This is a genomic window from Pseudomonas sp. PSE1(2024), assembly GCF_050990555.1.
GTDB lineage: Bacteria > Pseudomonadota > Gammaproteobacteria > Pseudomonadales > Pseudomonadaceae > Aquipseudomonas > Aquipseudomonas aphyarum.
Genome location: NZ_CP158967.1, coordinates 203,266 through 229,783, shown reverse-complemented (window position 1 = coordinate 229,783; position 26,518 = coordinate 203,266). Strand labels below are relative to the sequence as shown.

The 26,518-nt window shown below is 62.4% G+C and carries 24 protein-coding genes and 1 tRNA gene; 3 read left to right on the top strand and 22 right to left on the bottom strand.

Annotated features, from left to right (window positions below):
* The first annotated feature begins 19 nt into the window (after nt 1-19).
* Complete coding sequence (locus ABTV87_RS00970; RefSeq protein WP_085608568.1) at nt 20-1,009, top strand: GGDEF domain-containing protein; 990 nt, start codon at nt 20-22, stop codon at nt 1,007-1,009.
* A 27-nt stretch (nt 1,010-1,036) separates the two neighbouring features.
* Here the strand turns inward: ABTV87_RS00970 and ABTV87_RS00965 are convergent, their stop codons facing one another.
* The 3 genes from ABTV87_RS00965 to gabD all read right to left on the bottom strand — a co-directional run bounded on the left by ABTV87_RS00965 (nt 1,037) and on the right by gabD (nt 5,296).
* The gene (locus ABTV87_RS00965; RefSeq protein ID WP_433898858.1) at nt 1,037-2,248 is read right to left on the bottom strand and encodes an HDOD domain-containing protein; all 1,212 of its coding nucleotides are present in this window, start codon (nt 2,246-2,248) and stop codon (nt 1,037-1,039) included.
* Nucleotides 2,249-2,389: 141 nt separating this feature from the next.
* On the bottom strand, nt 2,390-3,667 hold the full coding sequence (gene gabT, locus ABTV87_RS00960; protein ID WP_007957613.1) for a 4-aminobutyrate--2-oxoglutarate transaminase: 1,278 nt from the start codon (nt 3,665-3,667) through the stop codon (nt 2,390-2,392).
* 186 nt (nt 3,668-3,853) lie between these two features.
* On the bottom strand, nt 3,854-5,296 hold the full coding sequence (gabD, locus tag ABTV87_RS00955) for an NADP-dependent succinate-semialdehyde dehydrogenase (RefSeq protein ID WP_127796572.1): 1,443 nt from the start codon (nt 5,294-5,296) through the stop codon (nt 3,854-3,856).
* Nucleotides 5,297-5,739: 443 nt separating this feature from the next.
* Between gabD and ABTV87_RS00950 the strand changes: the two genes are divergently transcribed.
* Nucleotides 5,740-5,816, top strand: a tRNA-Arg gene (locus ABTV87_RS00950).
* Between the two features lie 65 nt (nt 5,817-5,881).
* Here the strand turns inward: ABTV87_RS00950 and ABTV87_RS00945 are convergent.
* The 5 genes from ABTV87_RS00945 to ABTV87_RS00925 all read right to left on the bottom strand — a co-directional run bounded on the left by ABTV87_RS00945 (nt 5,882) and on the right by ABTV87_RS00925 (nt 9,723).
* The gene (locus ABTV87_RS00945) at nt 5,882-6,151 is read right to left on the bottom strand and encodes a hypothetical protein (protein ID WP_433898857.1); all 270 of its coding nucleotides are present in this window, start codon (nt 6,149-6,151) and stop codon (nt 5,882-5,884) included.
* Between the two features lie 20 nt (nt 6,152-6,171).
* The gene (locus tag ABTV87_RS00940) at nt 6,172-6,774 is read right to left on the bottom strand and encodes a hypothetical protein (RefSeq protein ID WP_433898856.1); all 603 of its coding nucleotides are present in this window, start codon (nt 6,772-6,774) and stop codon (nt 6,172-6,174) included.
* A complete protein-coding gene (locus ABTV87_RS00935) occupies nt 6,771-7,382 on the bottom strand; it encodes an RNA polymerase sigma factor (RefSeq protein ID WP_433898855.1) in 612 nt (203 codons plus the stop codon). Before ABTV87_RS00935 ends, ABTV87_RS00940 begins: the two co-directional genes overlap by 4 nt.
* Nucleotides 7,383-7,397: 15 nt before the next feature.
* Nucleotides 7,398-9,074 carry a vWA domain-containing protein gene (locus ABTV87_RS00930; protein WP_433898854.1) on the bottom strand — a complete coding sequence of 559 codons (1,677 nt, stop codon included), beginning with the start codon at nt 9,072-9,074 and terminating at the stop codon, nt 7,398-7,400.
* Nucleotides 9,075-9,162: 88 nt separating this feature from the next.
* Entirely contained in the window at nt 9,163-9,723 is a 561-nt protein-coding gene (locus ABTV87_RS00925; protein WP_433898853.1) for a YbhB/YbcL family Raf kinase inhibitor-like protein, read from the bottom strand.
* A gap of 139 nt (nt 9,724-9,862) precedes the next feature.
* On the opposite strand from ABTV87_RS00925, the gene ABTV87_RS00920 reads away from it, so the two are divergent.
* Nucleotides 9,863-11,392 carry an FAD-dependent oxidoreductase gene (locus ABTV87_RS00920; RefSeq protein ID WP_433898852.1) on the top strand — a complete coding sequence of 510 codons (1,530 nt, stop codon included), beginning with the start codon at nt 9,863-9,865 and terminating at the stop codon, nt 11,390-11,392.
* On the opposite strand, the gene pgaD is transcribed toward ABTV87_RS00920, so the two are convergent.
* The 14 genes from pgaD to ABTV87_RS00850 all read right to left on the bottom strand — a co-directional run bounded on the left by pgaD (nt 11,385) and on the right by ABTV87_RS00850 (nt 26,451).
* The gene (gene pgaD / locus ABTV87_RS00915; RefSeq protein WP_433898851.1) at nt 11,385-11,918 is read right to left on the bottom strand and encodes a poly-beta-1,6-N-acetyl-D-glucosamine biosynthesis protein PgaD; all 534 of its coding nucleotides are present in this window, start codon (nt 11,916-11,918) and stop codon (nt 11,385-11,387) included. The genes ABTV87_RS00920 and pgaD overlap by 8 nt on opposite strands.
* On the bottom strand, nt 11,915-13,270 hold the full coding sequence (gene pgaC / locus ABTV87_RS00910) for a poly-beta-1,6-N-acetyl-D-glucosamine synthase (protein ID WP_007957644.1): 1,356 nt from the start codon (nt 13,268-13,270) through the stop codon (nt 11,915-11,917). Before pgaC ends, pgaD begins: the two co-directional genes overlap by 4 nt.
* Nucleotide 13,271: 1 nt before the next feature.
* Nucleotides 13,272-15,269 (bottom strand): poly-beta-1,6-N-acetyl-D-glucosamine N-deacetylase PgaB, encoded by a 1,998-nt coding sequence (pgaB, locus tag ABTV87_RS00905; RefSeq protein ID WP_433898850.1) that lies wholly within the window; start codon nt 15,267-15,269, stop codon nt 13,272-13,274.
* A 12-nt stretch (nt 15,270-15,281) separates the two neighbouring features.
* Complete coding sequence (gene pgaA / locus ABTV87_RS00900; RefSeq protein WP_433898849.1) at nt 15,282-17,762, bottom strand: poly-beta-1,6 N-acetyl-D-glucosamine export porin PgaA; 2,481 nt, start codon at nt 17,760-17,762, stop codon at nt 15,282-15,284.
* A gap of 258 nt (nt 17,763-18,020) precedes the next feature.
* Nucleotides 18,021-19,526 carry a YdgA family protein gene (locus ABTV87_RS00895; RefSeq protein ID WP_085608558.1) on the bottom strand — a complete coding sequence of 502 codons (1,506 nt, stop codon included), beginning with the start codon at nt 19,524-19,526 and terminating at the stop codon, nt 18,021-18,023.
* Nucleotides 19,527-19,725: 199 nt separating this feature from the next.
* The gene (locus tag ABTV87_RS00890) at nt 19,726-20,361 is read right to left on the bottom strand and encodes an NADH:ubiquinone oxidoreductase subunit N (RefSeq protein WP_433898848.1); all 636 of its coding nucleotides are present in this window, start codon (nt 20,359-20,361) and stop codon (nt 19,726-19,728) included.
* Nucleotides 20,362-20,454: 93 nt separating this feature from the next.
* Entirely contained in the window at nt 20,455-21,897 is a 1,443-nt protein-coding gene (locus tag ABTV87_RS00885; RefSeq protein ID WP_064382679.1) for an efflux transporter outer membrane subunit, read from the bottom strand.
* The gene (locus ABTV87_RS00880) at nt 21,894-22,781 is read right to left on the bottom strand and encodes an efflux RND transporter periplasmic adaptor subunit (RefSeq protein ID WP_007957655.1); all 888 of its coding nucleotides are present in this window, start codon (nt 22,779-22,781) and stop codon (nt 21,894-21,896) included. The genes ABTV87_RS00885 and ABTV87_RS00880 overlap by 4 nt, the downstream gene beginning before the upstream one ends.
* Complete coding sequence (locus tag ABTV87_RS00875) at nt 22,778-22,987, bottom strand: DUF1656 domain-containing protein (RefSeq protein ID WP_007957657.1); 210 nt, start codon at nt 22,985-22,987, stop codon at nt 22,778-22,780. The genes ABTV87_RS00880 and ABTV87_RS00875 overlap by 4 nt, the downstream gene beginning before the upstream one ends.
* Nucleotides 22,984-25,047 carry an FUSC family protein gene (locus ABTV87_RS00870; protein WP_433898847.1) on the bottom strand — a complete coding sequence of 688 codons (2,064 nt, stop codon included), beginning with the start codon at nt 25,045-25,047 and terminating at the stop codon, nt 22,984-22,986. The genes ABTV87_RS00875 and ABTV87_RS00870 overlap by 4 nt, the downstream gene beginning before the upstream one ends.
* A complete protein-coding gene (locus ABTV87_RS00865) occupies nt 25,044-25,472 on the bottom strand; it encodes a MarR family winged helix-turn-helix transcriptional regulator (RefSeq protein WP_011331882.1) in 429 nt (142 codons plus the stop codon). Before ABTV87_RS00865 ends, ABTV87_RS00870 begins: the two co-directional genes overlap by 4 nt.
* A 124-nt stretch (nt 25,473-25,596) precedes the next feature.
* Nucleotides 25,597-25,878, bottom strand: coding sequence for a type II toxin-antitoxin system RelE family toxin (locus ABTV87_RS00860; RefSeq protein ID WP_039773012.1), 282 nt, complete (start codon nt 25,876-25,878; stop codon nt 25,597-25,599).
* Entirely contained in the window at nt 25,868-26,113 is a 246-nt protein-coding gene (locus ABTV87_RS00855; protein ID WP_433898846.1) for a type II toxin-antitoxin system Phd/YefM family antitoxin, read from the bottom strand. Before ABTV87_RS00855 ends, ABTV87_RS00860 begins: the two co-directional genes overlap by 11 nt.
* Nucleotides 26,114-26,208: 95 nt before the next feature.
* Nucleotides 26,209-26,451, bottom strand: a complete 243-nt coding sequence (locus ABTV87_RS00850) for a DUF2789 domain-containing protein (protein WP_085608554.1) — start codon at nt 26,449-26,451, stop codon at nt 26,209-26,211.
* Nucleotides 26,452-26,518: the final 67 nt, after the last annotated feature.

Genomic DNA, 26,518 nt, shown 5'->3' with positions numbered 1-26,518 from the left:
CCCTTTGAGATTCGTGTCGATGGTCAACAACAATCAAAAAGACTCATCCCCTCCCCAGTGGCCCGAGGCCGCGCAGACCCTGATGGCGTTGATGCACGCCCAGGGCGAAGTCGCCCGACTGAGCGAACGTGAACAGCTGTTCAGTTCGCTACTGGTCAGCGTCAACGCCGTGCTTTGGGCCTTTAACTGGGAAACCCGTCAGGTGTTGTACGTCAGCCCCGCCTACGAACGGATTTTCGGCCGCTCCGCCGCCCTGCTGCTGGCCGACTACAACCAGTGGCGCGACAGCATCTACCCCGATGACCTCGAATACGCCGAACGCAGCCTCGCCGAAGTGCTGCACAAAGGCGCCGTGGAAGACCGCGAATACCGGATCATCGACGCCGACGGCCAGGTGCGCTGGATCAGCGACAAGTGCTTCATCAACCGTCAGGACGAACCGGGGCAACCGGTGATCATCGTCGGCATCGCCGAAGACATCACCGACAAGAAGCAGATGGAAACCGAGCTGCAACGCCTGGCCACCACCGACGTGCTGACCCAGAGCAGCAATCGCCGGCACTTCTTCGAGTGCGCCCACCGCGAATTCGAAAACGCCCGCCTGCAGGGTGCGCCACTGGCGTTCCTGCTGCTGGACATCGATGACTTCAAAGTGATCAACGACACCTACGGCCACCCGGAAGGCGACAACGTGCTGCAACGAATTGCCGAATGCGGTCGTGCTTCGTTACGCCGGGGAGACCTGTTCGGGCGGATTGGCGGTGAGGAATTTGCTGCGGTTTTTCCAGGCTGTGCACCGGACATGGCGATGCAGGTGGCCGAGCGGCTGCAACGGGAAATTCAGCGGCTGAGCTTCAATCACGCCGATCAGACGTTCGGCATCACCGTCAGCCAAGGCCTGACCAGCCTCACCCCGGAAGACGAAAGCCTCGACACACTGTTCGCCCGCGCGGACGCGGCGATGTACGAGGCCAAACGGCAGGGCAAGAACCGGATCATTTCCGCCTGATTCCAGACCGGATGCGCAATCAAGCCGCTATTTGCGCATCCGCGTCAGCTCCGGCAACCCGATCTTGAGCAAGCGCGCCGTGCGGCTCTTCGCCAGTTCCTCAACGCCTTCATGCTCGGTCAGCCGGGCCATCTGCGCCGCCATGTTCATCACCAGCGCCTCGCGGGAGTACACCCCGCCACCGAGCTGGTAGACCGAGGCAATCAACTCGCGCAGCTCCAGTGGCAAACGCCAGCGGGTGCGCAACGCCGAGCCGTAAGCCGCACCGAATTCCGCCAGCGCATCGCCGACTTCCTCCAGTTCATCCAGCTCGCCGCCGGCCTGCTTCCATTCCTGCAGACAACGCAGCAACGCCAGATCACCGAGGCGATGGAGCATCCCGGCGCAGTAGCAACGCTCCTGATCCAGATCGAGCAGCCGCGCCAAGGTGCGGGCGTACTCGGCGGTGTGCAGCGACAGGCCCCAATAACGCTCGGCGTAATCCGCCAGGCATGGGTCGCTGAGTCGGGCGCTGCGTTTGAGTGCAAGGCCAAGAATCAGGTTCATGCTTTGCCCGGTGCCCAGGCGATGCAGCGCCTGCGCCAGAGTCTGCACTGGCGCGCCATGATGCTGAGCGGCGCTGTTCGACGCTGCGATCAACACGGCGGTGATCTGCGGATCGGTGCGGATTTCCTCTTCCAGCAGCTTCAAGTCCAGCCCGTTGGGGTTGAGGCTGCGTTTGACCGCCACTTGCACGTCGGTCATCAGCGGCGCGCCATCGGCCTGCTCGCGGCGACGTTCGAGGAATACCGAGAGGGTCATGCCCGGCGCCAGCGCCGGTACTTCACAGAACACTTCTTCACCGGCGTTCAGCAGCAGACCCTGCAAACGTTCGGTCAGGCTTTCCATGTTCAGGGGTTTGGCCAGGTAGGCGGTCGGCGCCAGCGGCAGGGCTTCGCGCACGCTGGCGCTGTCGTTGCGACTGCTCATCAGAATGAACGGCAGCGGCGGATTGCGTTTGCGCTGGCGGACACTGCGCAACACGCTCAAGCCATCGACGCCGGGCAACTCCCAGTCGACGATCGCCAGGTCATAGGGGACTTTGCTGAGCAGCGTCATTGCCTCCTGGCCATCGGCGCACAGGTCCAGCCGCGCGTCGCAGCGCACATTCAGCAACACTTGTTTGAGCAGGTCACGCGACCAGAGATCGGCCTCGGCAATCAGCACTCGGGGTACAGCGGGTAAATCGACGGCAGTCATGCTCGCCCTCCCTTGCAATGCTTGAACCTTAGCCAATGCTGGCGTTTCGGTACAACCTGAAAACCGCGCAAGTGTTTCTCCAGGCATGAAAAAACCCGCCGAAGCGGGTTTTTTGTCGATCCGATCACACGGTGCTACGGATTACAGCTCCGAGAAGCACTCTTCGATGATCGCCAGGCCTTTGTCCAGTTGCTCGTCCGGCGAGGTCAGCGGTACCAGGACGCGCAGAACGTTGCCGTAGGTGCCGCAGGACAGCAGGATCAGGCCCTTGTCACGCGCCTTGGCCACGACAGCCGCGACGGCGGTCGGGTTTGGTTTGTGGCTGTCGCCGTTTTCGAACAGCTCGACCGCGATCATCGCGCCCAGGGCACGGACTTCGCCGATCACCGGGTACTTGGCCTGGATGGCTTTCAGGCCGGTGACCAGACGCTCGCCGACAGCCTTGCAGCGGTCCAGCAGTTTTTCTTCTTCGAACACTTCCATCACGGCCAGGGCCGCGGCGCAAGCGATCGGGCTACCGGCGTAGGTGCCGCCCAGGCCGCCTGGAGCGATGGCGTCCATGTATTCGGCCTTGCCGCAAACACCGGCCAGCGGGAAGCCGCCAGCGATGGATTTGGCGAAGGTGGTCAGGTCGGCAGCAACACCCATCTGTTCCATGGCGAAGAAGGTGCCGGTACGGCCAGCGCCGGTCTGCACTTCGTCAGCGATCAGCAGGATGCCGTGCTGGTCGCACAGAGCGCGCAGACGCTTCATGAATTCTTTCGGCGCGACGTAGAAACCACCTTCACCCTGTACAGGCTCGATGATGATCGCGGCGATGTCTTTCGGCTCGGCGTCGTTCTTGAAGATGCGTTCGATGGAAGCGATCGAGTCGTCGATGCTCACGCCGTGCAGTTCGTTCGGGTAAAGCGCGCGGAAGATGCCGCCTGGCATCAGGCCCATGCCGGCCGAGTAAGGCACGACTTTACCGGTCAGGCCCAGGGTCATCATGGTGCGACCGTGGTAAGCACCGGTGAAGGCGATCACGCCAGCGCGGCCGGTGGCGGCACGAGCGATTTTCACGGCGTTTTCAACGGCTTCGGAACCGGTGGTCACCAGCAGGGTTTTCTTGGCGAAGTCGCCCGGTACGCGAGCGTTGATTTTCTCGCACAGCTCGACGTACGGCTCGTAGGCCAGAACCTGGAAGCAGGTGTGGGTCAGCTTGTTCAGCTGCTCGGTCACGGCGGCGATGATTTTCGGGTGCACGTGGCCGGTGTTCAGTACGGCGATACCGCCGGCGAAGTCGATGAATTCACGACCTTCAACGTCGGTCACGGTCGCGTTCTTCGCGGACTCGGCGAAGATCGGGTGAATCTGGCCAACACCACGTGGAACAGCTGCGGTACGACGGGCCATCAGTTCAGCGTTAGTCTTGCTCATTGCAGTCCTCATTCGCCGCTCATCGGGCGGCGTGGTTCAAGGATAAAGCGGGAGGAATCGGCGGTGGCAGCATGCGATGATCGACTGCCACGGCGTTCCCGGCCGCAGAGAAAATTCCGGTTTGAAACGACGCAAAGGGACAGCGCTCTCGTGCCCTTTGCGTTTACAGCGATCTTCTACCGAGGCTTAGATGCCCAGGCAGAGGTATTTGATTTCCAGGTAATCTTCGATGCCGTACTTGGAGCCTTCGCGACCCAGGCCCGAGGCCTTGATGCCGCCGAACGGCGCGACTTCGTTGGAGATCAGCCCGGTGTTGACGCCGACCATGCCGTATTCCAGGGCTTCCGCCACACGGAACACACGGCCCAGGTCGCGAGCGTAGAAGTACGAGGCCAGACCGAACTCGGTGTCGTTCGACATCGCGATCACGTCGGCTTCGTCTTTGAAGCGGAACAGCGGCGCCAGCGGACCGAAGGTTTCTTCCTTGGCCACGGCAGCGTCTTTCGGCACGTTGGTCAGGATGGTCGGCTCGAAGAAGTTGCCTTCCATCGGCTTGCCGCCGGCCAGAACGGTTGCGCCTTTGCTCACCGCGTCAGCGATGTGCTCTTGCACCTTGGCCACGGCTTTCTCGTCGATCAGCGGGCCAGTGGTGGTGCCGTCTTCCAGACCGTTGCCGATTTTCAGCTTGGCGACTGCCACTTTCAGCTTCTCGGCGAACGCGTCGTAGACCGAATCCTGAATGTACAGACGGTTGGCGCAAACGCAGGTCTGGCCGTTGTTGCGGTACTTGGAAATGATCGCGCCTTCGACGGCCTTATCCAGGTCCGCGTCGTCGAACACGATGAACGGCGCGTTGCCGCCCAGTTCGAGGGAGACTTTCTTGATGTCCTTGGCGCATTCCGACATCAGCTGACGACCGATTTCGGTCGAGCCGGTGAAGGACAGTTTGCGCACGATCGGGTTGCTGGTCAGCTCGCTGCCGATGTCGCCGGCGCTGCCGGACACCACGCTGAACACGCCTTTAGGGATGCCGGCGCGCTGGGCCAGTTCGGCCAGAGCGAATGCGGAGAACGGAGTTTGCGAAGCAGGCTTGAGCACCATGGTGCAACCGGCGGCCAGGGCCGGGCCCGCTTTACGGGTGATCATCGCCGCCGGGAAGTTCCACGGGGTGATGGCAGCGGTCACGCCGATCGGCTGCTTGATCACGATCAGGCGCTTGTCCGGCTGGTGACCCGGAATCACGTCACCGTAGATGCGCTTGGCTTCTTCGGCGAACCACTCGATGAACGAAGCGGCGTAAACGATTTCGCCCTTGGCTTCGGCCAGTGGTTTGCCCTGCTCGAGGGTCATCAGGCGAGCGAGGTCGTCCTGGTTCTCGATCATCAGTTCGAACCAGCGACGCAGTTTGCCTGCACGCTCCTTGGCGGTCAGTGCACGCCAGGCCGGGAGCGCCTTGTCGGCGGCTTCGATGGCACGGCGGGTTTCGGCAGCGCCCATCTTCGGCACGGTGCCCAGAATCTCGCCGGTGGCCGGGTTGTTGACCTTGATCGTCTGACCGTTGTCCGCGTCGACCCATGCGCCATCGATGAAGGCTTGCTGGCGGAACAACTGGGTGTCTTTAAGCTGCATGTCGGCTTTCCTTAACAGCACCGCGCAAGGCGCGGAGCAAAATTATGATTGTAGAAAGGCGCCTCGCAAGGCTGCCGTCAGGGAAATCATTTACCGGGCTGGCACATAAATAGCGCACGACTCAAAACGCGTGCGGCTCAGCACCTGGATAAGGAGCGTTTGAAATCTCAAACGAATCCTAGGTTCAAAGGGGTTGAAGGACAATAGGGCGTTCGAAAAAAAGAACAAAAACGCCGCTTTTGGTGAACATTTCAGATCAACGTACCAACAGCCCCGATCGCATGGAAACCATAGAACAGCCTCCCCAAAGCGCCAAGCGAGCCTTTTGCAGGACGTTACAGCTTTATGGAATGCAGGGGTTTCTTACCGACATGCATGCTGACAATCCACGCCCAAACCCGGCATGGACGCCCCGAGCCGACCTAGGTATGATGTCGCCCGCTGCACCAGTAGCTCAGCTGGATAGAGTACTGCCCTCCGAAGGCAGGGGTCGTGGGTTCGAATCCCGCCTGGTGCGCCATGAACAAAACGAAAAAGCCCCGGACTGCAAGGTCCGGGGCTTTTTTGTGTCTGCTGGCTGGCGACTCACTCCGTCGTCCAGTCAAACTCGTCGTATTCATCATCGTCTTCTTCGTCCTTGATCAACTCATCATCGAGAACGTCGTCCTCCAGATCCTCTTCAGCCTGCTTGGCCAGAAGAAACTCCTTGCGACTCTCCGTCACTGCCCGCCGCAGTTCCTCACCCTTCACCGGGCAGTTGAGCATTTGGGCGATGCGGTCGATTTTTTGGGCCACGGCATCCTCCAGCGCATCGGCAATGACCCGATAGTGCGCGTTTTTGCGGGTCAATGCCAAATGGCGGATGGCTGATACGGTCAGTTCTTGCGGATTTTTTCCAGTCGCAGGTCGAGATTCACGTTCGGGTAGCGCTTGTGCAGGTTATTGAACAGGCTGTCGGCCGCTTGCGACTGGCCGGACTCGCGCAGGCGCAGGACTTCGCGCAGTTGCTCGTCGAGACCGTTGACCGGGGCGGCGGCGCGCTTGCTGACCTTGGCTTCGTCTGCCGTGTCGGCGCTGATCGACTCGCTCTGCATCGGTGCAGCCATTTCCGCCATCGGCGCGGGAGCTGGCGCAGAAAGCGCCCCGGCGGGGGTCGACAACGATCGGGCCTCCTGACGGAGCACAGGCGCGGCCGGTTTGGCAGCAGGGGCGAAATCGTATTGAGCCACGGGCTCCGGCGCGCGCTGCACCAGCGACAGCATCAGCGCGATGCCGACCAGACTGGCAAAAGCCACCTGGTAGCGCGGTTGCTGGCAGGCCTTGAGCCAGCGTTGCCACAGGTTTTGCCGTGGCGCCGGGGTTTCACGGCGGGCGGCGTCGAGGATCAGCGCATCGAGATGCGCCGGCGGTTCGGCGGTGTGCTGTTCGCGCATGTGCTTGAGCACTTGCTCTTCGGGTGTCGGGCGGGCGTCCGTCATGTCAGTACCTCCTCGGCCAGCAGCCGACGCAGTTTTTGCTGGGCGTAGCGCAAGCGGCTCTTGACGGTTTCCAGCGGTGTTTCGGTGAGACTGGCGATTTGCGCCAGGTCGAGGTCGCCGTGGGCGCGCAGCAGGAACACTTCGCGCTGGTCGGCGGACAAGGATTGCAGAGCGCTCTCCAGGCGCTGGCTGTCGCGGCTGAGGTTGAGCAGTTGTTCGGGATCGGAGGCGTCGTCGCTGACGGCGTGGGTCTGTTCGTCGTAGCTGTCATGCAACGGTTGCCGGGCGCCGTGTTTGCGCCAGTGGTCGATCAGACGATTGCGGGCAATCTGGAACAGCCACGTACGAAAGGTCGCCCGGCCTTGTGGCTGACTGGCACTGCGGATCAGGCTCAGCCAGGTCTCCTGGAACACCTCGTCGGCCAGTTCCGGTTTGCCGCTCAAACCGAGCAGATACCGGTAAAGACTCTGGCGATGACGGGTGTACAGGATCTCGAACGCCTTGCCGTCACCCTCGCGATAACGGGCCAGCAGCGATTCGTCGCTGCTGGCCTCAAGGCTGTCTGCAGAAGCAAACAGCTGTGTGATGAAGCCTTTGAGGCGGCTCACTATTCAATCCGTCGCTCAGTGGAGATTACGTTTGGAGGCGGTGGAGGTACGCAGGCTTTGCGCGAGTTCAACCAGTTGCACGAACTCGTTGCGCAGGCCGAAGCGGTCATCGCCACGGGCACCTCGGGCCAGGGCTTCGGTGTCCTTGAGGCTGAACTCGCCGGTGTAGCGACCGTCCTTGAGTTGCTGGGAAAACGCGGCGACGGCGGCAGCGAAACGCAGATCCTCACTGGCCGGCGCAACCTGATTGGCAATCGGCCGTTCGATCAACAGACTTTTCCCACCCTCAGGCTTTTGATATCGCACGCGCAGCATTGCCAATTCTCCTGTCTTCTCGGAAACCACTGCATCGGTTTTTCCGTAACGCAGCGGCTCCAACCAGCCCTTCTCGCCTGCCGGAACGATTTCATACAACGCCGTCACCGTATGGCCTGCACCGATCTCACCGGCATCGACCTTGTCATTGCTGAAATCCTCACGCTTCAACGCCCGGTTTTCATAACCAAGCAACCGGTATTCGCTGACCTGCGCCGGGTTGAACTCGACCTGCAATTTGACGTTTTTCGCCACCACGGCGAGGGTCGAACCGAGTTGATCCACCAGCACCTTGCGCGCTTCGCGCAGGTTGTCGATGTAGGCGTAGTTGCCGTCACCGGCATCGGCCAGTTGTTCAATCAGGTGTTCATTGTAGTTATCCACACCGAAACCCAGAGTGGTCAGGGAAATCCCGGTCTTGCGTTTATCCACAGTCATTTGTTTCAGACTGTCGAAGTCGCTGATGCCGACGTTGAAGTCACCATCGGTGGCCAACAGGATGCGGTTGATGCCTTTGGGGATGAACGCCTGCTGCGCCATCTGATAAGCCAGCTCGATGCCTGAAGCGCCAGCGGTCGAGCCACCGGCGGTCAACTGCTCGATGGCTGTGCGAATTTTCGCCTTTTCCCGTCCGGAAGTCGGCTCCAGCACCACTCTGGATTCGCCGGCATACACCACCAGCGACACCCGATCCTGCTCGCGCAATTGATCGACCAGCAATTTCAGGGTGCTTTTGACCATCGGCAAGCCTTCACGGCGGTCCATCGAGCCGGACACATCCACCAGAAACACCAGATTGGCCGGGGCCAGTTCCGCCACCGCGCGGTCGGACGCCTTGATGCCGATACGCAGCAAGCGGGTGTGCGGGTTCCACGGTGAGGCAGCCAGTTCGGTAGTCACGCCAAAGGGCGAGCCATCGCTCGGCAACGCGTAGTTGTAGGGAAAGTAATTGACCATCTCCTCCAGCCGCACCGCGCCTTCCGGCGGCAGTCGACCCTGATTGAGCAGGCGCCGCACATTGGCGTAGGCGCCGGTGTCGACGTCGGCGCTGAAGGTCGAGACCGGAGTTTCGGCGACGCTGTGGATCGGGTTGTCGGCCAGCTTGGCGTACTGCTCGCGCTGTTCGTCGCGATAGCCTTGTGGATAACTTTCACCGGCCGGCATCGGTGCAAAACTGGCGATCGGCGCCGCCCGTGCACTGCGCTTGGCCATCGCGCTATCGGCCATGACCACTTCAGGTTGCACTGAAGATTTCAGTTCGGTCTGTGCCGGAGGTGGCGCGACGGTGGTTTCCGGAGTGGAGGAAACACCGCAACCGGCAACCACCAGCAACACACTGGCAGCAAGGGGGCGCAGAAGCGTGGAAGGAAGGGACATGGGGGCTGACCTCGGGGAAGAATTGATCCATTCATCCCCTGAGACGGGCAGCCCTGTCAGTTCGGGTTAAACCTCGCCGAAATTTTTTTCAGCGGTGATAACGCCGCACCGCACTGCTGTTGCGCAGCACGTGGCCTTTGATCTTTTCCATCAGCTGGGCGCGGGTCAGGCCGGCAGGCAAGGCGTCCGGGGCCAGATCCAGGGCGTAGATCTGAATGATGTAGTGGTGGGCGCTATCGCCAACCGGCGGGCATGGGCCGATGTAGCTGGTGGTGCCTTTGCTGTTGGTGCCACCGACGCCTTCAAGGGCCGATTTGGCGCCAACGCCGGCCGGAACCTGCCGGGTCGTGGCCTTGATCCCGTAGTGAACCCAGTGATCGACGCCCGCGCCTTTCTGGCCGTCCGGATCGTGCATGACGATGGCGTAGCTCAGGGTGCCGCTCGGGCCGGCATTCCAGCTCAGGGCCGGCGACTGGTTCTTGCCGCCGCAGCCGGCCGCATCGCTCGCCGCCGCCGAGGTGAACAGGCGGTTATCCGACACACCGGGAATGCTGAGGGTGAAACGCTCCTGGGCCTGCGCCGGAAACTGCACGCAAAGGGCGACGGCAACGGCTGCCAGCCAAGGGTTGAGAGAGGTCAATCGGGTCATTCCGGGAGCACCTTGTGCAGTTGGGCCTTCGTCGGCCTGCAAACTATAGCCGTACCGTTCGTGCCGTGGCAGTGGGAAATGGCTGAACCTCGCAATGCGGCCCAAACTCGTAAGAGAAATGCCTGTGAGGAGCACGACCATGACCCTGCACCGTGTCGCCCGTTTCGCCGATGTGCCTGAAGACCGTGGGCTGGAGGTGCAAATCGGCGACTGCAAGATCGTCCTGCTGCGCGCCGCCGGCCAGTTGCGCGCCTTTCAGGGGGAATGCCCGCACGCCGGCGCGCCGCTGGCGGAAGGTGCGTTGTGCCACGGCCGGCTGATCTGCCCGTGGCACAAGGCAGCCTTTCGCGCCGAGGATGGCGCGTTGTGCGAGCCTCCGGCGCTGGACAGTCTGAAGCGTTACCCGCTGGAACTGCGCGGCGACGAGGTGTGGGTCGATGATCAGCCGCTGCCGGATCCGCACACCCCGCCGCAGGACGATTCGCGCACCTTTGTCATCGTCGGCGCCGGTGCCGGGGGAACGGCCTGCGCCGCCGCCCTGCGGGAAAAAGGCTTCGGCGGGCGGATCGTGCTGATTGACCGCGAGCCGGACGCCGGCTACGACCGCACGGTGCTGAGCAAATTCGTGCTGTCCGGGGAAATGCCGCCGGCGGAAACCCCGCCCCTGCGCGATGACGACTTTTACCGCGAACAGCACATCAACCGGGTTTCAGGCGAGGTCAGCGGGCTCGATGCCGATACCAAAACCCTTCACCTGAGCGATGGCCGCACACTGCATTACAGCGCGGCGGTGTTGGCTACCGGCGCAACGCCGAACGCGCTGAAACTGCCCGGCGCCGACCTGCCCCAGGTGTCTGTCCTGCGCTGCAAAGCCCAGGCGCAATCCATCATGGACGCCGCCCAACCCGGCCAGCGCGCGGTGGTCATCGGTGACAGTTTCATTGCGCTCGAATGCGCTTCGGCCCTGCGCCAGCACGGTCTCGAGGTGACGGTGCTGGCGCGCCATGCGATTCCCTTCGCGGCGCAATTCGGTGAAGCCGTCGGCAAGGCGATCCGGGCACTGCACGAAGAAAACGGCGTGAAATTCATCACCGATCACGAAGCCAGGGAGATCACCGGCGACGGCAAGGTCGAGGCGGTGTTGCTCGACAACGGCTTGCGCCTGTCGGCGGATCTGGTGTTGGCGGGAATTGGCGTGCATCCGGCCACCCAAGCGTTCGGCGACTTGCCGCGCGAGGACGATCAATCACTGTTGGTCGATGCCAGCCTGCGCGTCGCCGACAGCCTGTGGGCGATTGGCGATATCGCCACCTTCCCGCTGAACGGCCAGCCACAACGCATCGAACACTGGCGCCTGGCCCAGCAGCACGCGCGGATCGCCGCCGCCAACCTGCTCGGTGGCGATGAGCATTACCTCGACGTGCCGTATTTCTGGACCTGGCATTTCGGCCGCAACTACGACTATCTCGGCCACGCCGAGGCGTGGGATGCGGTCGAATTTATCGGCGAACCCGAACAGCCGCCGTTTATCGGGCTGTTCGGGAGCAAGGGCGTGGTGGTGGCAGCAGTCGCCTGCGAAGAGGAACGAGCGATGGCCCTGCTGGCCGAACGCATGAAGCAACCGCTGCCGATGGATGAAGCCTGGCGGCTGATTCGCGCCATCAGGTGATCCGGTTCAGCGGCTCGCGATTGTCGTCGTCCTCGGCGTGCAGAAAAATCACCCGAGGATGTTCCAGTGGCGCCAGCGGTGGCGGCAGTTCTTCCGGCTGGACCGGCCACAGATGCGGCACCACGTGACTGACGTCACCGTCCTGATCGTTGTGGATGGTCATCACGCCCGGCCCGCGCAGTTTCTGAAAGCGCTCGTCGCACAGCTTGAAGCTGCGGCTCAGCCCTTCATCGTCGACCACCGGGGACGGCAGGCGACGCTGGGCGAAGCTTCGGCTCTTGCGTTGCTGATAGCGCGCCCAGCCGATCAGGATCACCGCGTTGACCAGCGCCACCCACAGATAAATCTGCAAGGTGCCGAGGGCTTCGAACGCCGAGTTGTCGATGCGCGGCCCGCCTTCGTGGGTCTCGATCAACGGCCACAGGCCGCGCACCAGCAGATACAACAGGCCGACCCAGGCCAGCACGGTGAAGAGCGCATCGACCACCACCAGAAACGGCCGTTGGCGGGTCCGGATGATTTTCATTTGATAACCTCCTCTTCGTCGTCCCCGATAGGTTTGATACCCCGGTCGGGACTGACCCAGCGCGCACGCTTCTGGTGTTGGCCGAACAATACTTTGGGGAAACTGACCAGCGTGGTCAGCAGGCTGACGAACCAGAACGCGATCGGGTACCACACCACCCAGAACATGGTCTTGCCCAGGCCCGGTTCGTAGCGCCGATCAATGATGATGCTGACCGCGAACTGCACCAGGCAGACAAACGCCAGCAGCAACCCGGTAAACGCCGGGGGCATCAGGTGATCGACCGCAATCGCTTCAGGCATGACCACGAACTTGCCGACGCCCCAGAAGATCACCGACAACAGGAAGGTGAACGCCCAACCGGTCGACAGGCAGTATTCGAACAACAGCGGCCACAGGTAACGGTGGCGGTACTGCCAGATCCCGCGAATGTTCTTGAACAGCACTTCGGCGCCGCCCTGGGCCCAACGCAGGCGCTGCTTCCACAGACCGCGCAGGGTTTCCGGCATCAGGATCCAGCACAGGGCACGGGGCTCGTAAAAGATGCTCCAGTGGTCCAGTTGCAGCTTCCAGCTGATGTCGATGTCTTCGGTGATCATGTCCGGGCTCCAGTAGCCAACCCGGTTCAGCGCTGTGCGGCGGAACGCGACGATCACACCCGACACGGTGAAGATCCGCCCGAACACCCGCTGGGTGCGCTTGATCAGCCCGATGATCGACGAGAACTCACCAACCTGAACTCGCCCGACCAGGGTCGAACGCGTGCGGATCCGTGGGTTGCCGGTCACCGCGCCCAGTCGTGCGTTGTCGAGCATCGGCGCCACAAGGTAAGCGGCGGTGTTCGGCGCCAGCAGCGCGTCACCGTCGATGCACACCAGATATTCGCTGCGCGCAGCGATGGCGCCCATGCGCAGGGCCACGGCCTTGCCCTGGTTTTCCGCCAGGTGCAGCACCCGCAATCGCGGATCTTCCTTGGCCAGCGCATCCAGTACTTCGGCGGTGTTGTCCTTGGAGCCATCGTTGATCGCGATGACTTCGATGTTCGGGTAATGCTGCGCCAGCGCCGCGTGGATGGTGTCGGCGGCGTTGTCGCCCTCGTTGTAGCAAGGAATCAGGATCGAAATCAGCGGTTCGCCTTCCAGCGGTGGCGGCAGGGTGTCGTCCTTCCACGGCCAGTGCCGTTCCCAGTGCAGCCAGAAATACAGGCCACCGGAAATCCACAACCCGGACATGAACAGCGGGTAGAAGAACACGAAGTCCATCAGGAATTGCCCGGTGACCAGGAAGATCAGCCCCAGCGGGACGCCGAGGACGATCGCCAGAACAAGCAGGGCCAGCAGTCTATCCAGCATGTCATGGGTTCCATTTGTTGGAGAGCGCAGGCCGCACGGTTTTCATGTCCGGCAGGTTCTCGAGGAAGTTGTCCGGGTAGTAGCCGAAACTGGTGGCGCCCTGACGCTTGAGGCGGCTCATCCAGTCAGCCAGTTGTGCGCCGTCGATGTCGGCCTGTTCCTTTTTCGTCCAGTCTCGGGCTTGCAGTTCGAACACCGTGCGATCCAGCGCACCGGGGCGCTGTTTGATCTTCGCCACCAGCTCTTCGAGCCACGGACCGGATTGCGCATGGGTCTGTTTTTCCATGAGCGGCATGGCCATCGGCGCCGTCCAGTCGTAGGTCACGAGGAAGTCATCGAGGTTCTGCGCGAACCACGCTTCGCTTTGCGGATTGAGCACCGGCTCGGCGAAGATGTTGCGCGCGGTGAGCACTTGCGGGCCACGAATCGCGCGCACCTTGGCGGTCAGCTCGTTGGTGAAGTCGATCAGGTAGCGGCTCTTGAAGCGCGTCCAGCGCTGCATCGCCGCCGGATCGTCACGCAGAGTGGCGATCGAGCCCGGCAAGCCTTGGGCGGCGTAAGCCTTCAGCGCCTGAGGGCCGGCGTCTTCGAAGTCCGAAAGCACCGCGTCGTCGTGGTAGAGAATGCCGTCGACCGAAGTCAGGCGTGCCACGTCTTCGTAGATCTCGCCGATGATCCGCCGCACCTCGGGGTCGAACGGCGACAGGCGTTTGTATTGGTCCGGGTCGACAGCGGTCGTGCCGGTCTTCGGATCCCAGCGCGTGACCCGTGGCAGCTTCGAATCCAGTTCGAAACTCAGCACCGGCATCCAGGCAAAGACCTTCACGTGAGCCCGGGTGCGCAATTGCCAGGCGACACGGTCGAACAGGTCGGCGCGCATCGGCAGATGACGGTTGGGGAAGTACAGCGAATGCACCAGGCCGTCGCCCTTCGGATCGGCGAAGGCTTGCAGGAACACCGTGTTGGCGCCCATGTCGGCCATGCGCTGGATCAGTTTGCCGAGGTTGATTTCCTGCTGCGCGGGATCCGGGTCGTAGACGTTGTCCAGATCCACATGCACGACGCGCATGGTGAAATCCGATTGCACGCCGACCACACTGTTGGCGAAGTGCTCGCCGTCAGGGTCGGAAGCGACCAGGAAACGCGGCCCACTCATCAGGTTGTCGAGGGCATCGAGGCCGTCATCGAGGGTCAGGGCCATTTCATAGCCCTCTTCGCTGACCACGGTCAGCGACGTGCCGTCCGCCGTCCCGTAAGGCCAGACCCAGATGCGCGGTTTTTTACCGGTGTTCTTGCGGATTTTCTCCGAGATCGCCTGCACGTCAGCGCGGATCCGCGCCTGGAAATCGGCTTCGGATTCGTAGCGTTTGCTCACCGGATCGTAGCGTCGGGTCGCGGCCGCCGGCTGCAGGTTGCCTTGCGGGTTGGCGAGGATGCCTTTGTGGCTGGCGTCGGTGTGGGCGGCGATTTCCACCAAGCCCGATTGGGAGATTTCCCGCACTTGAGCCCAGGTCAGGAAGTCCGAGCGCGGACGCGGCGTGCCAGCGAAGTCCACCGGTTGGTTCAGCGGCGTATCTATCCAGGTGCCGACCGGCGCCAGCAGCGCATGCCAGTTGTAGGCGCGCAACACCGGCAGTACGCGGGTGTAGAAGCTTGAGTAACCGTCGTCGAAGCTGAGCAGGATCGCCTTGGGCGGCAGTTCCGGCCCGCCTTTGTGCGCGGCCATGATCTGGTCGACCGTCACCGGTTTGTAGTTGTTCTCCCGCAACCAGGCGAGCTGTTCGAGCAGGCGCTCGGTGCGCACCGCCACCACCGCCTGATCGGGGTCACGGTCTTCGACGTCGTGGTAGGCAATGCCCAGCACGTGGTTTTTCGGCCAGGGCTTTTCATTGGCTGCCAGCGGTCGCTCGGACGGCGGCACGAAGGCCGGGGCTTGCTGGGCGCAGGCGCTGACCAGCAGCACTCCCAGCAGAAGGATGAAACGCGAAATCAAAGGCATCTTCAAACTCTTCTAGAAGCGGAAAGTGAGGTCGACGAGCAGACGCAGATCGGTTTCCCGGTCACCGTCGTAGGGCCGGTTGATCACGCTGAACAAACCGCCCACCTCGAACACGTCGTTCCAGGCGTAGCGCTGGCCGTAACCGAGCAATGCCATGCCGCCGGTGCCGTGATCACGCTGGCTGTAAGTACCCGCACCGGCCTGGAATTGCTGGCTCCAGACGGTTTCGTAGCGGTGGTACAGCACGTGGTTGACGTTCAGCAGCGGCATGACGCTGAAGTCCGACTTCGGGTTGAAGTACGGCACGTCATCGGACTTGGAGTTGTGGCTGGTGCCCACTTCCAGGCCCGCGTCGACTTGCAGGTTCGGCGCGCTGTAGACGCCCTCTTTTCCGGTCAGCAAGGCTTCGACGCGGTTGTTGCCGTCGCTGAAGTGCGACGGACTTACCGCCAGCCGCCACTCGCGGCTCTCGTTGGCGCGCCAGCGGATGAAACCGCTGCCGCCGTTGGCCTTGATGTCGCTGTTGAGTGCCCGCAGCGGGGTCTCGGCCGACAGGTATTCGAGGCTGCCTCCGTATTGCCAGTGATCGTCGATGTCGCGGGCAATCGCCAGACGCGCGCCCTGCTTGTCGCCGAAACCATAGGAATGGTTCGACACTTCGGCTTCGAGGGTCATGTCGCGGGTGCGACGCTCCAGACCGACACGCTGGAAGCGATGGTGGCCGGTGCCTTCGGCGAAATCGCCAGTGGCGTATCCGGCCCCGGCGAACACTCGCCAGTCTTCATTGATCGGCGGGCTGTAAAGGGTGGTCTGGATGCCGAAATCCCGGCTGCCGGTAACCGCACCGGCATCGCCACCGTTGCCGCCGTTGGCCTTGCCGCCGTAGGCCTCGACGCGCAGCTCGGACATGTCGTGCACTTCGCGCTCACGGGCCAGACGCTGGACCTGACGGTTGTCGGGGAAACGCGCCACCACGTCATCGGTCAGCGCATCCATCTGCCGCCATTCCTGCAAGTCCATGGCGGTGCGGGCCTGTGCGACTTCCAGGCCCATGTCGCGCGGCGCGATGCTCTCGGTTTCCTTGAGCTGATTTTCCGCGCGGCGCGGCCAGTTGCGGGCCAGGTACAAGTCCGCCTGGGCCAGGCGCAGGCCGATGTTGCCCGGCGCCTGATCCACCAGGGTCTGCAAGCGCTCTTCGCCGTGAGGCAGGTCGGAGCCGTAAGTGCCGGCCTGCGCCGCCAGTTGCTGGGCGTCCATCCATTCGTCGTTGGGGTTGCCGATCGGCAGACCCTTGAGTTCGATGCGCGGTTTCTGTGTCTTCGCCTGATCTTCGGCAACCTTGCGCGCCTCTTCGGCGCGGTCGCTTTCCAGCAGCGAGTAATACAGCGCCGTGGTGTCTTCGAGTCGGTCGCCGACATCGGCGTCCGGCGCGGCCAGCACCTGACGGTAAAGATCGGTGGCGATTTCCGGCTGGCGCTGATCCAGATAGGACGCCGCCACCCAGCGTAGGGCGTAGGTCGGGATCTTCACGCCTTCGGCTTGCAGCTTCTGGTATTCGCTGATGACTTCGGCGGTGCGCGCCCGGGCCTTGAGCGCGCCCATGCGGTCGATGCGCCAGCGGGTCACGTCGTCGTGGGCAGTGGCGTCCGGAGTCCAGGTGGCGAGCAACTGGTCGTAGTCGGCCAGGGCGCGATCAGCGATCACGTAGCGTTCTTTTTCGCTGCGGGTGGCCAGTTCGGCGAGTCGCACGCGTTCCGCAGCCAGATCGCCTTCCAGACGTCGCAAGGTGACGGGATCGATCAACCCCGGACGCTGCTTCGCCAGACGCAGCGCCGGCTCCGGCAGACGCGCCTTTTGCAGGGCGACCACGTATTCGCGGGCGACCTCCGGTTTATTGCCGGCGCGGATGAAGGCCTGGTCGTATTCGAACAGCGCGTCGTACGGCTTGCCGGCGCGATTCAAGGCGTAGCCCAGTGCCAGTCGGCGGGAAGGATCATCGGGTTTGGCGGCAACCAGCGAACGGGCGCGGATCACCCCTTCGTCAGGCTTGCCGGAATCGGCCTGGGTCAGCGCGAGACCGAGTTGCAGGTCGGCGTTGTCCGGCCCCAGCGTCAGGGCCTTGTTGTAGACCTCGATCGCCTGATCCCAGCGTTTGAGGTTGCGGTAGGCCCGGGCGGTGGCGGTCAGCGCCTGAACCGGCAGTGCCCGGCCACGACCCTGAGTCTCGTAGACCTGCACCACTTCGGCGTCGAGCCCGGCCCAACCGGCAATTTGCAGGTGATCGCTGACCTGGCCGGTGGTGGCCTGGGCCGGCGGCACCTGACGCAAAACGGTCAGCGCGGGCGTGTAATGCCCGGCCCGGGCGTCGAGCACCATTTGATCGTAGGCCGTATCGGCGAACGCGAACGCCGGCCAGAGCAACTGGCTGCACAGCGCGACTCGAAACAAAGGGCGTAAACCACGATGTAATACAGGAACATCAATACGCGGCATTCGTCAGCATCCTTACATGGCCAGCCGGGTAGCAACGCCCCCCCTTGCCCATTTCGTAACGGAGGCCAAGCAAAAAACGCTCAGCCAAGCTTATCCAAGCAGTCTTGCACGCAAGCGTAGATCAATATTCAGAACACAATAATTGTTCAGATTCGTGACGAAGGATTTCCCGACCGGCCGCAAACCCGGACGCCAGACAGCAAAACGCCCGGCGTCTGCGGGTGCAGAGGCCGGGCATTTCGGTGACGCGCGGGGCGTTTACTGAGGCTGTTCGATGCTGCCGAACTTGCTCATCAGGAAGCCGACGAACTGCTCGACGGTCATCTTCTGGCCGTTGAATTCCACCTGATTGGCGGCGTAATGCAGTTTGGTGACAACGTTGGTGCCATCCAGGGTCGCCAGCTGCGAACCGACGGCCATGCCGGCGAACATGTCGGCGCCAGCGCTGGCCTGGTCAACGATGGCCTTGGCATCGGTCTGACCGTCGATTTGCGCCTGGACGCTGAGCAGATCGACCAGCATCGGCTTGGACACCAGCACATTGACGTCAAGCAGCGCGATCAGCTGTTTGCCCAGTTGATCCGGCGGCAGGTCCATTGACTGTGGCTTGGCCAGATCGAGCACCAGACTCGCCCGGCTTTCGCCGTTGGCGGTTTTCAGCGACAGGTCTTCCAGCGCCAGTTGCGGCCCGGCTGCCAGCAGTTTCTGCAGGTCGGCCTTGACCTGGGTGGACTCGGCCTCGGTCAGGTTCAGCTCCGGTGCCGGCAGGCCGGCGGCGGTGGCTTCGGCAGCAGCTTTTTCGTAAGGCTGGAGCTTGGTCTGGTAGATCTGCATCAGCGACATGGCCGACGGAATGTCGAGGTTTTTCAGACTCATGGCCAGGTTGGCCGAACCGATTTTCTTGTCGTTGAGGGTCACTTCGCCGACCTTGTAGTCGGCACGGCCGGAGGCGTTGCTGCCGTTCTCTTCGGTGCGGTTCTTCATTTCGAAGTTCTTCACGCCCAGCACCGATTGTTTGACGCCGAAGGTGGTCTTGCTGCTGGTCAGTTCCAGGGTGTTCTCGCCGGTGTAATAGCCGTAGGTGCTCTTGGCGAGGTTGCTGGCCAGGGTCAGGCCGTTGAGTTCGATCTGCACCGGCGCCTGATCTTCGGCGACCGTGGTCAGGTGCAGGCTGTCCATGTAGCCGTCGGCCTTGACCTTCTGGGCCTGGGCGCTGGCGGAAATGTCCATGTTCAGGCCGGAAAACTTCAGGCTCGACTTGTCGTCCAGCGCGGCTTCCAGCGGCAGCAGCTCGAGGTTGCCGGTAGTGGATTGGTCGTAACCGATGTTGACCACGCCTTTGAGCGGCGCGGCGCCCTTGGTGGCGGCAAACCATTTTTCGGTGATCGGGGTCTTTTCCAGTTCGTAGTGACTGGTGGCCATGACCGGCAGCCACTTCAGCGACACCAGACGCGAGAACGGCAGCGGGCCGTGTTCGATGTGATCGACGAACAGCAACTCGACCGGCGCCTCGCCGAACATTTCACCCTCGCCCTTGAGGCGATAGTGCGCGGTGCTGCTGAAGGTGTTGCGCTCAAGCGATACCAGTTCCAGCGACGCACTGCCGTTGGAGCCGGCCATGGCGGTCTGCAACTCGCTGTTGGCGTTGGCGACGGCATTGTTCAGCACGCCTTCGATTTTGGTGCCGGTGTACCAGGCCCCGCCTACGCTGATGGCGCCGATGGCCACAACAATTCCGAGAAGCACGCCTGCTGATTTATTCATGAATGACCTGATCGATTTCCGTGGCTGAAAGTGTGGTCGTCTTCCCTGAACCCGTGACCGGGCCGTGGCGCGACTCCGCTGAATTTAGCGGTGGAGATTAGCACTGGCAGTGCGACGCGGCCCAATGTTTAAAGGTTAAAGAGTGTCGACAAGTCATGGACAAACAAAAAGATCGCCGGGTTCGGCGATCTTTTCGGGATCAGGAATATTGCACCTCGATCTCATCGAGCTGATGGTCGAAGCTTTTCAGCCGCGCGGTCCAGGTGTACACCAGCACTTCGAAATCCCGGTCGATCACCGCCCCGCCCGGCCCGTCGCTGCGCGGGTCGCAGAAGTCCAGTTGATAGCGCTCGCGGGCCATGGCTGTGGCGACGTCCGACAGTTCGCGGGCGTTGTTGAGCCAGTGCCAGCCGTCGCCGGCGACTTGCCGGTCGAGGGCCAGACATTGTTTTTTCAGGGCTTCGAGGCTTTTTTCCAGCGGCGTGCCGGTGAGCTCGCCCATGACTTCGGCGAAGGTACGCCCCGGCTGCCAGTAGCCGCCCCAGAAGTAGCGGTCGAATACGGTTTCGACTTTACGCAGCGCGACTTTGGTGTCCCAGATCAGCAGCAGCGTCTTGCTTTGCTCGAGCTGGCGTTTTTTGAGTCGCTGGGTCTGCACCAGCGCCGACGCCACGACCACGATCGCCATGACCGCGATCAGCGCCACGGTGCTGTCGAGGAAGACCATTGCCTTGTCGATCTGGTGGGCCAGCATGATGCCGTAGAAATAGGTGGCCGACAGCAGCAGCAGGGCTACCAGGGCGCACCAGAAGCCGAGAGCGTAAGGGTTTTTCATTATTGGTTTCCCCTAGACCTGCGCTAGCGATGTGCACTGAAAAGGCGCCTGGTTCGGGGCGCCCTTTCAATACTTCAAAGCATAGCAACGGCCTCAGGGTTTGCTGGCGCTCGAGGCTTGCGTTCGTCCGCTTTCCCAACCGCCGCCCAGGGCGAGGAACAAATCGATCTGGCTCATGGCAACCTGGGTGTTGGCAGCGGCCAGTTGCGCGGTGACGTCGGTGTATGTGCGGGTGGCCTGCAGGTCGGCGAGGAACGACTCGCGGCCGGCCTGGAAGAAGCGGTGCGTCTGGTCGGCCGCCAGTTTCGCCGACTGCTCGGCATCGGCCAGCGCATCGCGGCGTTGCAGCAGCGCGGAGTACTGGGACAGGCCGGTCTGGGTTTCGCGGATGGCGTTCAGCACGACACCGTCAAAGTGCGCCAGCGCGCCCTGGGTTGTGGCTTCGGCTTCGCGGATACGGGCCCGGGCGCCGTTGGTCGGCACGCTCCAGCTCAGCGACGGACCGAAGCCCCAGCGGTTGGTGGAGGGTTTGCCAAGGTTGTCCAGAATGCCGACGGTGCCGATTGTCGCGCCGAAACTGATGTCCGGGTACAACTCGCCCGTGGCGATACCGATTCCAGCCGTCGCGGCCGCCAGACGGCGCTCGGCCTGGCGGATGTCCGGCCGACGCTTGAGCAGCGCAGCGCCATCGCCGACCGGCACCAGTTGGGCGATTTTCGGCAGTTCGGCGCAGGTCGCGGTGCCGGCCGGCAATTGATCGACAGGCTTGGCCAGTAGCATCGACAGCCGGAACAACCCGGCCTGACGCGCCGCCTCATAGCGCGGCATGTCGGCGCGCAGGGATTTGAATTGGGTCTGCGAACGGGTGACCTGGGTTTCGTCGCCGCGCCCGGCATCGCGCAGACGCTGGATCAGCGTGGTGCTCTGGGATTGCAGGTCGAGGGAATGCTGGGCGATTTCCCGTTCCTCGTTGGCCGCGCAGACCTGGGTGTAAGCCCGCACCACGTCGGCGACCAAGGTGATGCGCGCGGTGTCGGCAGCGGCCTGGGTCGCGTCGGCGTTGGCCTTTGCCGCTTCGATCCCGCGTTGCAGCGTGCCCCACAGGTCGAACTGGTAGGACGCGCTGATGCCGATATCGCCGATGTTGGCCACCGGCACTTTCTCCGGCAGCAGGAACGCCTCGCCGGATTCCTGCAAGCGTTGCGCGCCCATTTTCACGCCGCCGCTCCAGCCACCGGCCGCCTCGGCTTCATCGACCTGCGCACGGGCCCGCGACAGGTTCGCCGCCGCTACCCGCAGATCGGTGTTGGACGCCATGGCCTGCTGCACCAGTTGATCCAGGCGCGGATCCTGATACAGCCGCCACCAGTCCGCCGGCACCGGGGCCGACACCACCGGTTTGCCGGCCACCGCCAGGTCGCCCTGGAAATCCTTACGTTGGATCGCCGCGTCTTCGGGCACGTGATAATCCGGCCCGACCATCGAGCAGGCCGACAGCATCATGCCCAAACCGGCGATCATCAGAGCCCTGCTCATTTGGCGGGCTCCTGCGGTTGATCGTCGATGATCGATACGGTGGCGGTACGCCCGGCGATCATGCGGAAGTCATCCGGCACGTCGTCGAAGGCAATGCGCACCGGAATCCGTTGCGCCAGTCGCACCCAGCTGAACGCCGGGTTGACGTTGGGCAGCAGGTTGCTGCCGCTCGAACGGTCACGATCTTCGATGCCGGCGACAATGCTTTCGACATGCCCGCGCAGGCGAGCACGGTCGCCGATCACGCGGATATCCACCGACTGCCCGATGTGGATGCCGTCGAGTTTGGTCTCTTCGAAATAGCCGTCGATGTGAAACGAATTGCTGTCGACCACCGACAACACCGGACGCCCGGCGGTGACGAACTCCTGCGAGCGTGGTGCACGGTCGTTGACGTAGCCGTCCACCGGGCTGCGGATCACCGAGCGGTCGAGGTTGAGCTGCGCACTGTCCACCGCCACCAGCGCTTCGGCCAGGGCCGATTGCGCGCGGGCCACTTTCGACTGGCTTTCTTCCAGCTGTTCGGCCGGCACCAGATTGCCCAGACCACGGTTACGCTTGGCTTCACGCTGCGCCTGGGCGAGGGTTTCTTCGCGATCAGCGACCGCCGCCTTGGCCTGGCGCAACGCCAGTTTGAAACGGTCCTGGTCGATGCTGAACAGCACCTGGCCGCGTTTCACCAGCTGGTTGTCCTTTACTTCGACCTGCTGGATCAGCCCGGACACGTCCGGAGCGATCTGCACAATGTCGGCGCGAATGTGGCCGTCGCGGGTCCAGGGCGCGAACATGTAATACATCACCATGCGCCAGACCACGACGACGGCGAAAGTCACGATCAGCAGCGTCAGGACGACGCGACCGAGGGTCAGAAACGGTTTTTTCATGTCATCAGGTATCGACTGAGTGAATCCACGCCGTACAGCATCACGGCGTAGAGAGCCACGTTGAACAATGCCCGGTGCCAGACCAGACGGTAGAAATGCAGGCGTGTGAGCACGCCGTGTACCAAAACAAACAGCACATAAGTGATGCCCATCAACACCAGCAGGGTCGGCAGGAAAATGCCGCTGATGTCCAGATCACCGATCATAGGGGCGCTCCTTCGGGCAACGGTTCTTCGGGCTCTGCGTTGGAGACGAATTCCACGCCGGGCAACAGCGCCAGGCGCAAACCGCTCAAGGCGTGCAACAGGTTTAGTCGGGTTTCTTCATCGCCGTGGCCATTGAGCGCGCGGCGGGTGCGATCCATGGTCATCAGCAAGGCGCTTGGCGCCGGCAAGCGTTCCCCGGCCTTGAGGCAGGCCCGGAAATATTCGCCGACCTCTGCCACCACTTGCTTGAGCAACGCGTTCGGCGCGCCCGTCACTCGCGGTGTATAGGCAAGCAAGTCGAGCAGGTTCAGCCCCACGCGCACCTCGCGCATGGCGATGCCGGTGTCCTGGCCGGTCAGCGCCAGACGCGGCAGGTGCTGCATCAGGCGGTCAAGCAGTTGCACGCCCAGTTGCCGGTGTTCAGCGAGGTTCGCCGGTTCGGTCATGCTGACGATGTCTTTCCAGCTGAAACGGGTCAGGCGCTTGGCCGCCAGCTCGGCGCCGAACGGCCGGGCGATCAGCGTCCAGATGAACGCGAACAACAGTCCCATCGGGCCCGCCAGGTTGGAATTGACGAAGGCGAAGAAGTCCGCGTCGTAAGCACCGGAAATGCTGATGAACGACGAGGTATTGACCAGCGTCAGCAGCATGCCGAGATAGAAACGTGGCTGCACCGTCAGGGTGCCGACACAGATGAACGGCACCGCGAACGCCAGCACCAGCATCGGAAAGTCATGCAGGTTCGGCAGCACCAGAAACAGGTACAGGCTGGCAAACAGCACCGACATCCCGGTCCAGAAAAAGAACCGGTAGATCTGCGGCGCCGGGTCGTCCATCGAGGCGAAGAAGCTGCACGACACCGCCGCCAGAATCACCGCACTGCCACCGTCGGTCCAGCCCAGCAGGATCCACAGTACCGAGGCGACGATGATCGCCAGGATGGTCGAGACCACCGAATACAGCATCAGCCCACGGTCGATGAATGGCGTCAGGCGACCCAGCCGCCAGTGGCGATAAACCGCGCGCCAGCTGTCCTGGCGCTCGCACAGGATCGCGTCCTGCAGGCTGCGGCAGTCCTGCCACAGATCGATGAATTCGCCGAGGCGGTACAGCGCATTGGAAAACAGCAACTGTTTGCGATCTTCGAGGGCTTCGGCGCTCGGTTGCAGCGCTTCGAGCTGATCCCGCAGGGCTTGCCAGCGGTCGAGATCGGCGTCTTTGTGGCCGAGCCATTCGCGGGTCGCGGTGAGCAGCGGCGCGAACTTTTCCACCAGTTCCGGCGTGCGCCGTTCGAGGGCGTACAGCGAATCTTCGAGGGCGTCGATCACCGGCAGCAGATGGATCATCCGCCCGCGGAGTTCCTTGGTGTTGCGCACCGTCTGCGGCCGCGCACCTTCGTGCGGCAACTGGCCGATCATCAATTCCAGGCTGTTGAAACTGCCAACCATGGCCATGCGCAGGGCGGTGACTTCTTCAGGCTGGACGTCGCGGCTGAGGAATTTCAGGCTGTAGGTCGTGGCGTCGGCGAACCATTTGCCCACGGCATCGTTGAACACCGGTGCCAGACGTCGTGGCCAGAACATCGCGCCGACCACCGCCGCCACGGCGATGCCGAGGAAGATCTCCTCAGTCCGCGACTCGGCCACGTCCCACACCGCCAGCGGGTTATCCACCACCGGCAGGGCGATCAGCGGCAAGGTGTAGCCGGCCAGCATCAACGCGTAGTTGTTGGCGGTACGCAGGTGCAGGGACAGGAACAGCAGAATCCCCGTCCACAGGGCGATGACCACCACCAGCACGTACGGGCTCTGGACGAACATCGGCACGAACAGCACTGCTGCCGCCGCACCGAGAAACGTGCCGATCGCGCGGTACAGCGCCTTGGAGCTGGTCGGGCCGAGGAACGGGCTGGAAACGATGTACACCGTGGCCATCGCCCAATAAGGACGCGGCATTTGCATGAGCAAGGCGATGTACAGCGCGATCATCGAGGCCGCGAACGTGCGGATCCCGTAGAACCAGTCCCGCGCGGGTGGCATGCCGGAAAAGAACCCGTTCACGGATTGATCACCGTTGGCGGAGTGGCCGCCTCAAAAGCTCTCAGTACCCGAAGCGTAGCCTCCAGATCGCGCTGGTCGATGCCTTCGAGCACTTCATGACGCAGACGCACCAGTTGCGCTTCGACCGCTTGCACCAGCTCACGGCCGGTGTCGGTCAGGCTCAGGCATTTGGCGCGACGGTCCTGGGCATCTTCGGTGCGGCAGACAAAACCGGCGTGACACAACTGATCGAGCAGACGCACCAGCGACGGCGACTCCATCCCCGCCGCCTGCGCCACCTGCACCTGGCGCACACCCTCGCCCAAACGCCCGATCATCAACAACGGGACGGCGCAGGCTTCGGAAATTCCATAGTTGACCAGCGTGGTCTGGCAGATCTTCCGCCAATGCCTGGCGGCCACCACCATGGCACTGCTGATATTCATCTGGAGAGCGTCGAGGTTATTCGGCACGAGGGAATGCACACACTGTTAGTTTGCTAACTATCAATATCGCATTGGTGGGGAAATTCAGTCAAGTTTTGAAACAAATTGGGTTACGTGCTTCAGCTCAGCGCCTTTTCGCGTTTTCGTAGACGTCGCTCCGCTCGCGCTTACCCACGGCGACTACCGAGACAACCACCCGCTCTTCGATCACTTGGTAAACCAGTCGATAACCGGACGCTTTGAGTTTGATCTTGTAGCAATCAGGCATGCCGTGGAGGGAGTCAGCTGGAATACGGGGACGCTCAAGACGCTCAGCCAGCTTCTTTTTAAATTGATCACGCAGCGTATGACCCAGTTTGTTCCACTCTTTGTGAGCGGAAGGCAGAAATTCGAGCTTATAGGTCATCCAGGCTTACCGGTATGGGAGTCTCGTGCCTGCGAGAACGAACGATTTCTGCCAACTCGAGATCATCGAGCCGCTCCATCATGGCTTCGTAAACGTCAGCCGGCACCATGTAGCCCATGACCCGGTTGTGATTCAGGACAGCAACTGCTCCTCCGTGCGCGCCGTTAAGCACTGCGGAGGGGTTTTTCTTCAATTCAGAAACACTGACAGCCATATCGGCCAGAACACTTTGCATAATAAAAGACCTCAATTGAGGTCGTAATTCTGGTCTAAGGAAGCATTACTGGCAACCGGATGAGTTGATTCAGCTTACGAACGGCAAGCTGATAATTACCCCCGCCCCTTCCTCAACATCACATCCAACTGATCCACCACCTCCGCCCAATCCGCATCATCGAGAATCTCGTCCCGCAGGAAATCCGCCTGGCTCTTGGTCCAGAAGAACGCGTCGCACAGATGCAGTTCGGGTTTGAGCGGGGAATGGGTGGCGATGAACTGGTCGATGCTGACCGGGTCGTTGTCCAGGCCGAGTTGCTTGAACAGGGATGGGAGGCTGTGCGTCGGGTTTTCCATTGTTCTGCTCCTTCTAAGACTCGGTGGATGTAAGAGATTCGCGAGCAGGCTCGCGATTGGCGTCGTC

What these genes read in the sequence shown, in the direction of transcription:
- ABTV87_RS00970 (WP_085608568.1), top strand. Translation starts at nt 20, where the DNA reads ATGGTCAACAACAATCAAAAAGACTCATCCCCTCCCCAGTGGCCCGAG.
- ABTV87_RS00965 (WP_433898858.1), bottom strand. Translation starts at nt 2,248, where the DNA reads ATGACTGCCGTCGATTTACCCGCTGTACCCCGAGTGCTGATTGCCGAG.
- gabT (WP_007957613.1), bottom strand. Translation starts at nt 3,667, where the DNA reads ATGAGCAAGACTAACGCTGAACTGATGGCCCGTCGTACCGCAGCTGTT.
- gabD (WP_127796572.1), bottom strand. Translation starts at nt 5,296, where the DNA reads ATGCAGCTTAAAGACACCCAGTTGTTCCGCCAGCAAGCCTTCATCGAT.
- ABTV87_RS00940 (WP_433898856.1), bottom strand. Translation starts at nt 6,774, where the DNA reads ATGACGGACGCCCGCCCGACACCCGAAGAGCAAGTGCTCAAGCACATG.
- ABTV87_RS00930 (WP_433898854.1), bottom strand. Translation starts at nt 9,074, where the DNA reads ATGTCCCTTCCTTCCACGCTTCTGCGCCCCCTTGCTGCCAGTGTGTTG.
- ABTV87_RS00925 (WP_433898853.1), bottom strand. Translation starts at nt 9,723, where the DNA reads ATGACCCGATTGACCTCTCTCAACCCTTGGCTGGCAGCCGTTGCCGTC.
- ABTV87_RS00920 (WP_433898852.1), top strand. Translation starts at nt 9,863, where the DNA reads ATGACCCTGCACCGTGTCGCCCGTTTCGCCGATGTGCCTGAAGACCGT.
- pgaD (WP_433898851.1), bottom strand. Translation starts at nt 11,918, where the DNA reads ATGAAAATCATCCGGACCCGCCAACGGCCGTTTCTGGTGGTGGTCGAT.
- pgaC (WP_007957644.1), bottom strand. Translation starts at nt 13,270, where the DNA reads ATGCTGGATAGACTGCTGGCCCTGCTTGTTCTGGCGATCGTCCTCGGC.
- pgaB (WP_433898850.1), bottom strand. Translation starts at nt 15,269, where the DNA reads ATGCCTTTGATTTCGCGTTTCATCCTTCTGCTGGGAGTGCTGCTGGTC.
- pgaA (WP_433898849.1), bottom strand. Translation starts at nt 17,762, where the DNA reads ATGCCGCGTATTGATGTTCCTGTATTACATCGTGGTTTACGCCCTTTG.
- ABTV87_RS00895 (WP_085608558.1), bottom strand. Translation starts at nt 19,526, where the DNA reads ATGAATAAATCAGCAGGCGTGCTTCTCGGAATTGTTGTGGCCATCGGC.
- ABTV87_RS00890 (WP_433898848.1), bottom strand. Translation starts at nt 20,361, where the DNA reads ATGAAAAACCCTTACGCTCTCGGCTTCTGGTGCGCCCTGGTAGCCCTG.
- ABTV87_RS00885 (WP_064382679.1), bottom strand. Translation starts at nt 21,897, where the DNA reads ATGAGCAGGGCTCTGATGATCGCCGGTTTGGGCATGATGCTGTCGGCC.
- ABTV87_RS00880 (WP_007957655.1), bottom strand. Translation starts at nt 22,781, where the DNA reads ATGAAAAAACCGTTTCTGACCCTCGGTCGCGTCGTCCTGACGCTGCTG.
- ABTV87_RS00875 (WP_007957657.1), bottom strand. Translation starts at nt 22,987, where the DNA reads ATGATCGGTGATCTGGACATCAGCGGCATTTTCCTGCCGACCCTGCTG.
- ABTV87_RS00865 (WP_011331882.1), bottom strand. Translation starts at nt 25,472, where the DNA reads ATGAATATCAGCAGTGCCATGGTGGTGGCCGCCAGGCATTGGCGGAAG.
- ABTV87_RS00860 (WP_039773012.1), bottom strand. Translation starts at nt 25,878, where the DNA reads ATGACCTATAAGCTCGAATTTCTGCCTTCCGCTCACAAAGAGTGGAAC.
- ABTV87_RS00855 (WP_433898846.1), bottom strand. Translation starts at nt 26,113, where the DNA reads ATGCAAAGTGTTCTGGCCGATATGGCTGTCAGTGTTTCTGAATTGAAG.
- ABTV87_RS00850 (WP_085608554.1), bottom strand. Translation starts at nt 26,451, where the DNA reads ATGGAAAACCCGACGCACAGCCTCCCATCCCTGTTCAAGCAACTCGGC.